The organism is Paenibacillus glucanolyticus (genome assembly GCF_037333485.1).
Classification (GTDB): Bacteria; Bacillota; Bacilli; order Paenibacillales; family Paenibacillaceae; genus Paenibacillus_AQ; species Paenibacillus_AQ glucanolyticus.
The window spans coordinates 5,684,001-5,690,000 of sequence record NZ_CP147845.1; the positions used below are offsets into that span (position 1 = coordinate 5,684,001).

The following is a 6,000-nucleotide window of genomic DNA, read 5'->3' on the forward strand; positions in this document are numbered from 1 at the left end:
ATCGACGCTTAAAGTAGGATTGAACCTAAATCCAGCTTATGGGAGTGATTGTATTGAGAAGATGGAAACAGCTGACATTGTCTTTCATGGTAAGTTTCGTGGCCCTGGGAAGCGGTGTGACCGGACTCCACGCATCACAAGTTTCAGCCGCTGCCAATGCCGTGCCTTCCTATGAAGTGAAGTTCCTTGCCAAACCCGAAGCCGTTCTAGGAACCAGCGGGAGTCTTCGGAATGACGTCATTCAGACATTCGGACTGGCTTCTGTTCCCCAAGCAATCGGGGTAGCTTACTATGACACGAACCATCTGGAACTGGATGCCGAAGGCTGGAATGTCCGTTTCCGCAAAAAAGAGGACAAGGATAACTACGAGCTTACCTATAAAAAACGGTATCCCATCCTAAACGGAGATATTAACGCCGCGCTAAGCTTGGCAAACCGTGAGGGCTTTGATGCTTCGGATGACAACTACGAGGCAGAGATTGATTGGGGATACGGCAAACAAACGCTTAGCTTCTCTAACACCAAGAAGGTGAACACCACAACAACCGGCACACAGCTTCCATTGGAGCAGGTATCCTTGGCTTTGCTGCTGGATAAACTGCCCGGTAAACTCAAAAAATGGTCCTCCCCCGATTGGGGTCAACAAAAGCTTTCACAGTCCCGTCTGCATGGTCCGCTGACCTTCTATCGTTACGAAGGCACGTGGGAGGGGCAGAAGATGAGTCTTGAAGTATGGCCTATTCGCAACGCAGAGGGCACAGGAACCGAGAATCTGATTGAAATCTCATTCAAAACAGCTGATGCTTCGGTTGCCTCCCAACTTCGAACCGAACTTATGGACACGCTGGTGTCTAACGACTGGCTTCTCCCCATTGATGGCTTGAAAACTCAGCTGATCTTGGAAAGATATTAATTTTGGAAAAAAAGGACGTCCGCAAAGACCTTAGGTCTTGTTGGGCGTCCTTCTGTTCGTTGCCATCCTCCATGTAACCACCTCATAATGACTAACGTACGCAGTGAGTTTTGTTAGTGGAGGTTGGGTTTGGGGACTGCTATAGGAAAGTGGCACGGATGATCTACTTTTGGAAAACTGGTTGCAAGTACTGCTGAAGACTTGTTACTGAAGACTTGTTACTAAAGACTGTTACTAGAAACTGCTGCCGAAATCGACTACTGAAATCGACTACTGGCCCCCTCTACTGCTGATGAAGCCCATCTTTTCAGAAAATCGTTCTCGGGGTTCTTGATCTCTACAGACGCAAACCACTACTGTAAAGCCACTACTGTAAAGCCACTTTTGGTGGTCTTCTTGATCTCTAACGGACTCAGATGACGCTATTCGCGGAAAAATGAAGCTATTGAAATTCTAACGGACCGGATTGAGCTTATATCGTCAAAAATGTGATCAAAACCGACTCATAGCCTAATATAACATCTGTGGGGTCCGTTACATTTGAAATCATCTAGTTTATTGCTGTATAACACTCCTACGGTCCGTTAGATGGGGAATACTTGCATACCAGAGAATCTGCCATTGCTAATCTACTTTTGGAGCTGGCTGCCCATGCGAAATGCTGCCGAAGACCACTACTGGAAACGGTTACTGGAAAATGCTGCTGAAATCTGCTTCCAATGACCGTTACCGGGAACTGCTCCTGAAGACTGCTACTAAATGCTATTGCAGGAAACTGCTGCTGGTGTTCTTCTTGATCGCTAACGGACTTAGATGACGCTATTTGCGGAAGAATGAAGCTATTGAAATTATAACGGACCAGATTGAGCTTATATCGTCAAAAATGAGACCCAAACCGACTCATAGCCTAATATAACATCTGTGGGTCCGTTACATTTGAAATCATCTAGTTTATTGCTGTATAACGCTCCTACGGTCCGTTAGATGGGGAATACTTGCATACCAGAATATCTGCCATTGATAATCTACTTTTGGAGCCAGCTGCCTATGCGAAATGCTGCCGAAGACTACTACTCGAAACTGTTACTGGAAAATGCTGCTGAAGTCTGCTGCTAAGGACCGTTACCGGAAACTCCTCCTGAAGACTGCTACTAAGGACCGTTACCGGGAACTGCTGCTGGTGTTCTTTCTTCTTGATCGCTAACGGACTCAGATGACGCTATTCGCGGAAAAATGAAGCTATTGAAATTCTAACGGACCAGATTGAGCTTATATCGTCAAAAAATGCGATCCGAACCGACTCATAGCCTAATATAACATCTGTGGAGTCCGTTACATTTGAAATCATCTAGTTTATTGGTGTATAACGCTCCTACGGTCCGTTAGATGGGGAATACTTGCATACCAGAGAATCTGCCATTGATAATCTACTTTTGGAGCCAGCTGCCTATACGAAATGCTACTGAAGACTACTACTGGAAACTGTTACTGGAAAATGCTGCTGAAGAACTGAAAACTGCTGCAGAAGACTGTTACCGGAAACTATTATTGAAAACTACTGCTCAAGACTGTTTCTAGAAACTGCTACTGGTCTTTTTCTGCAAACAGGAAAAGACCGCTATCGATAACTCGATAACGGTCTTTATGGTTGTTCGCTTGGCGACGTCCTACTCTCCCGGGACCCTGCGGTCCAAGTACCATCGGCGCTGGAAGGCTTAACGGTCGTGTTCGGTATGGGAACGCGTGGAACCCTTCCGCCATCGCCACCAAACGGCTTCAGATGTTTGATCACCTGAAAACTAGATACGAAACGAAGTTGCAGCACATTAAAATATGTTTGGATAAGCCCTCGACCGATTAGTATTGGTCAGCTCCATGCATTGCTGCACTTCCACCTCCAACCTATCTACCTCGTCGTCTTCAAGGGGTCTTACTAGTTGGGAAATCTCATCTTGAGGGGGGCTTCACGCTTAGATGCTTTCAGCGCTTATCCCTTCCGTACGTAGCTACCCAGCCATGCTCCTGGCGGAACAACTGGTGCACCAGCGGTACGTCCATCCCGGTCCTCTCGTACTAAGGACAGCTCCTCTCAAATTTCCTACGCCCACGACAGATAGGGACCGAACTGTCTCACGACGTTCTGAACCCAGCTCGCGTACCGCTTTAATGGGCGAACAGCCCAACCCTTGGGACCTACTTCAGCCCCAGGATGCGATGAGCCGACATCGAGGTGCCAAACCTCCCCGTCGATGTGGACTCTTGGGGGAGATAAGCCTGTTATCCCCAGGGTAGCTTTTATCCGTTGAGCGATGGCCCTTCCATGCGGTACCACCGGATCACTAAGCCCGACTTTCGTCCCTGCTCGACTTGTAGGTCTCGCAGTCAAGCTCCCTTATGCCTTTGCACTCTTCGAATGATTTCCAACCATTCTGAGGGAACCTTGGGGCGCCTCCGTTACTCTTTAGGAGGCGACCGCCCCAGTCAAACTGCCCGCCTGACACTGTCCTCGTACCGGATCACGGTACCAAGTTAGAACCTAGATACGATCAGGGTGGTATCCCAACGTCGCCTCCACACAAGCTGGCGCTCATGCTTCGAAGGCTCCCACCTATCCTGTACAGATCGTACCCAAATCCAATATCAAGCTGCAGTAAAGCTCCATGGGGTCTTTCCGTCTTGTCGCGGGTAACCTGCATCTTCACAGGTATTAAAATTTCACCGGATCTCTCGTTGAGACAGCGCCCAAGTCGTTACGCCATTCGTGCGGGTCAGAATTTACCTGACAAGGAATTTCGCTACCTTAGGACCGTTATAGTTACGGCCGCCGTTTACTGGGGCTTCGGTTCACAGCTTCGGATTGCTCCTAACCGCTCCCCTTAACCTTCCAGCACCGGGCAGGCGTCAGCCCGTATACTTCGCCTTACGGCTTCGCACAGACCTGTGTTTTTGCTAAACAGTCGCTTGGGCCTTTTCACTGCGGCCCCCTCGGGCTATTCACCCTACCGAGGCACCCCTTCTCCCGAAGTTACGGGGTCATTTTGCCGAGTTCCTTAACGAGAGTTCTTCCGCGCGCCTTAGAATTCTCTTCTCGCCTACCTGTGTCGGTTTGCGGTACGGGCACCTTCACCTGACTAGAGGCTTTTCTTGGCAGTGTGAGATCATGACCTTCGCTACTGTAATTTTCACTCCCCATCACAGCCCAGCCTTATCGATGTGCGGATTTGCCTACACATCAGCCTCACTGCTTGGACGGACATCCATCAGTCCGCGTCACTACCCTCCTGCGTCACCCCATCGTTCATAACGGTTTACGGTGGTACAGGAATTTCAACCTGTTGTCCTTCGATTACGCCTTTCGGCCTCACCTTAGGTCCCGACTTACCCTGAGCGGACGAGCCTTCCTCAGGAAACCTTGGGCTTTCGGCGGATCAGATTCTCACTGATCTTTTCGTTACTCATACCGGCATTCTCACTTGTATGCTGTCCAGCGCTCCTTACGGTACACCTTCAACCTACATACAACGCTCCCCTACCCCTGAATCGACTTCACTCCGCCTTCGAAGTGTGTTTATCCCCTGAGTGCATTTGGTCATCCTTGATTTCATCTCAAGCCTGACAAAAATGTTCATCTCAGTATTCACTACCTCAAAGAAGCAGTGAAGTCGATTCAAGCCATAGCTTCGGTGGTGTGTTTAGCCCCGTTACATTTTCGGCGCAGAGTCACTCGACCAGTGAGCTATTACGCACTCTTTAAATGGTGGCTGCTTCTAAGCCAACATCCTGGTTGTCTGTGCAACTCCACATCCTTTCCCACTTAACACACACTTGGGGACCTTAGCTGATGGTCTGGGCTGTTTCCCTTTTGACAATGGATCTTAGCACTCACTGTCTGACTCCCGGATATAAGTCTATGGCATTCGGAGTTTGACTGAGCTTGGTAACCCTTGCGGGCCCCGCACCCAATCAGTGCTCTACCTCCACGACTCTTAATTCCGAGGCTAGCCCTAAAGCTATTTCGGGGAGAACCAGCTATCTCCGAGTTCGATTGGAATTTCTCCGCTACCCCCACCTCATCCCCGCATTTTTCAACATACGTGGGTTCGGGCCTCCAGTGCGTGTTACCGCACCTTCACCCTGGACAGGGGTAGATCACACGGTTTCGGGTCTACGACCACATACTATATCGCCCTATTCAGACTCGCTTTCGCTGCGGCTACGGCTTCTCGCCTTAACCTTGCATGGGAACGTAACTCGCCGGTTCATTCTACAAAAGGCACGCCATCACCCATAAATAGGGCTCTGACTTCTTGTAAGCACACGGTTTCAGGTTCTATTTCACTCCCCTTCCGGGGTGCTTTTCACCTTTCCCTCACGGTACTGTTTCACTATCGGTCGCTAGGGAGTATTTAGCCTTAGCAGATGGTCCTGCTGGATTCATACGGGGTTTCACGTGCCCCGCACTACTCGGGATCCGTCTCGGAGGGAATATACTTTCGACTACAGGGCTTTTACCTTGTATCGCGGGCCTTTCCAGACCTCTTCGTCTAATATGTTCCTTTGTAACTCCATGTGAGACGTCCCACAACCCCAGAGAGCAAGCTCTCTGGTTTAGGCTGTTCCGCGTTCGCTCGCCGCTACTGACGGAATCACTCTTGTTTTCTCTTCCTCAGGGTACTTAGATGTTTCAGTTCCCCTGGTATGCCTCTTACTATCCTATGTATTCAGATAGAAGTGACTGACTATTACATCAGCCGGGTTTCCCCATTCGGACACCCCCGGATCAAAGCTTGCTTACAGCTCCCCGAGGCAGTTTCGTTGTTCGCCACGTCCTTCATCGGCTCCTAGCGCCTAGGCATCCTCCGTGTGCTCTTAGTAGCTTAACCAATCGCTCCGGTTATTGTGCTCATCGCTCTGTTGTCCGCCTGTTTCTCTGATTGGATTAAACCACTCAAAGGTAGAAACAAGCTTCCAAAGGATCGATGATCCCAAAACCTTCGCTGCTACTTTTATAAAAACTTGATCAATCACTTGACACAAGTTCAGCTAAAAGGAATATTTCTAATTGCGCAAATTCGTTTCGTTATCT

General features: G+C 49.2%; 2 protein-coding genes and 2 rRNA genes. 2 read left to right on the plus strand and 2 right to left on the minus strand.

All coding sequences use genetic code 11. From position 1 onward, the window contains the following. The first annotated feature begins 44 nt into the window (after nt 1-44). A complete protein-coding gene (locus tag WDY75_RS26405; protein WP_231888106.1) occupies nt 45-914 on the plus strand; it encodes a hypothetical protein in 870 nt (289 codons plus the stop codon). A gap of 658 nt (nt 915-1,572) precedes the next feature. After that, nucleotides 1,573-1,731 carry a hypothetical protein gene (locus tag WDY75_RS26410; protein ID WP_156515042.1) on the plus strand — a complete coding sequence of 53 codons (159 nt, stop codon included), beginning with the start codon at nt 1,573-1,575 and terminating at the stop codon, nt 1,729-1,731. A gap of 837 nt (nt 1,732-2,568) precedes the next feature. Here the strand turns inward: WDY75_RS26410 and rrf are convergent. Both rrf and WDY75_RS26420 read right to left on the minus strand, forming a co-directional pair. Continuing rightward, nucleotides 2,569-2,685: ribosomal RNA gene (gene rrf / locus WDY75_RS26415) — 5S ribosomal RNA — on the minus strand. Between the two features lie 66 nt (nt 2,686-2,751). Further along, nucleotides 2,752-5,797: ribosomal RNA gene (locus WDY75_RS26420) — 23S ribosomal RNA — on the minus strand. Between the last annotated feature and the right edge of the window lie 203 nt (nt 5,798-6,000).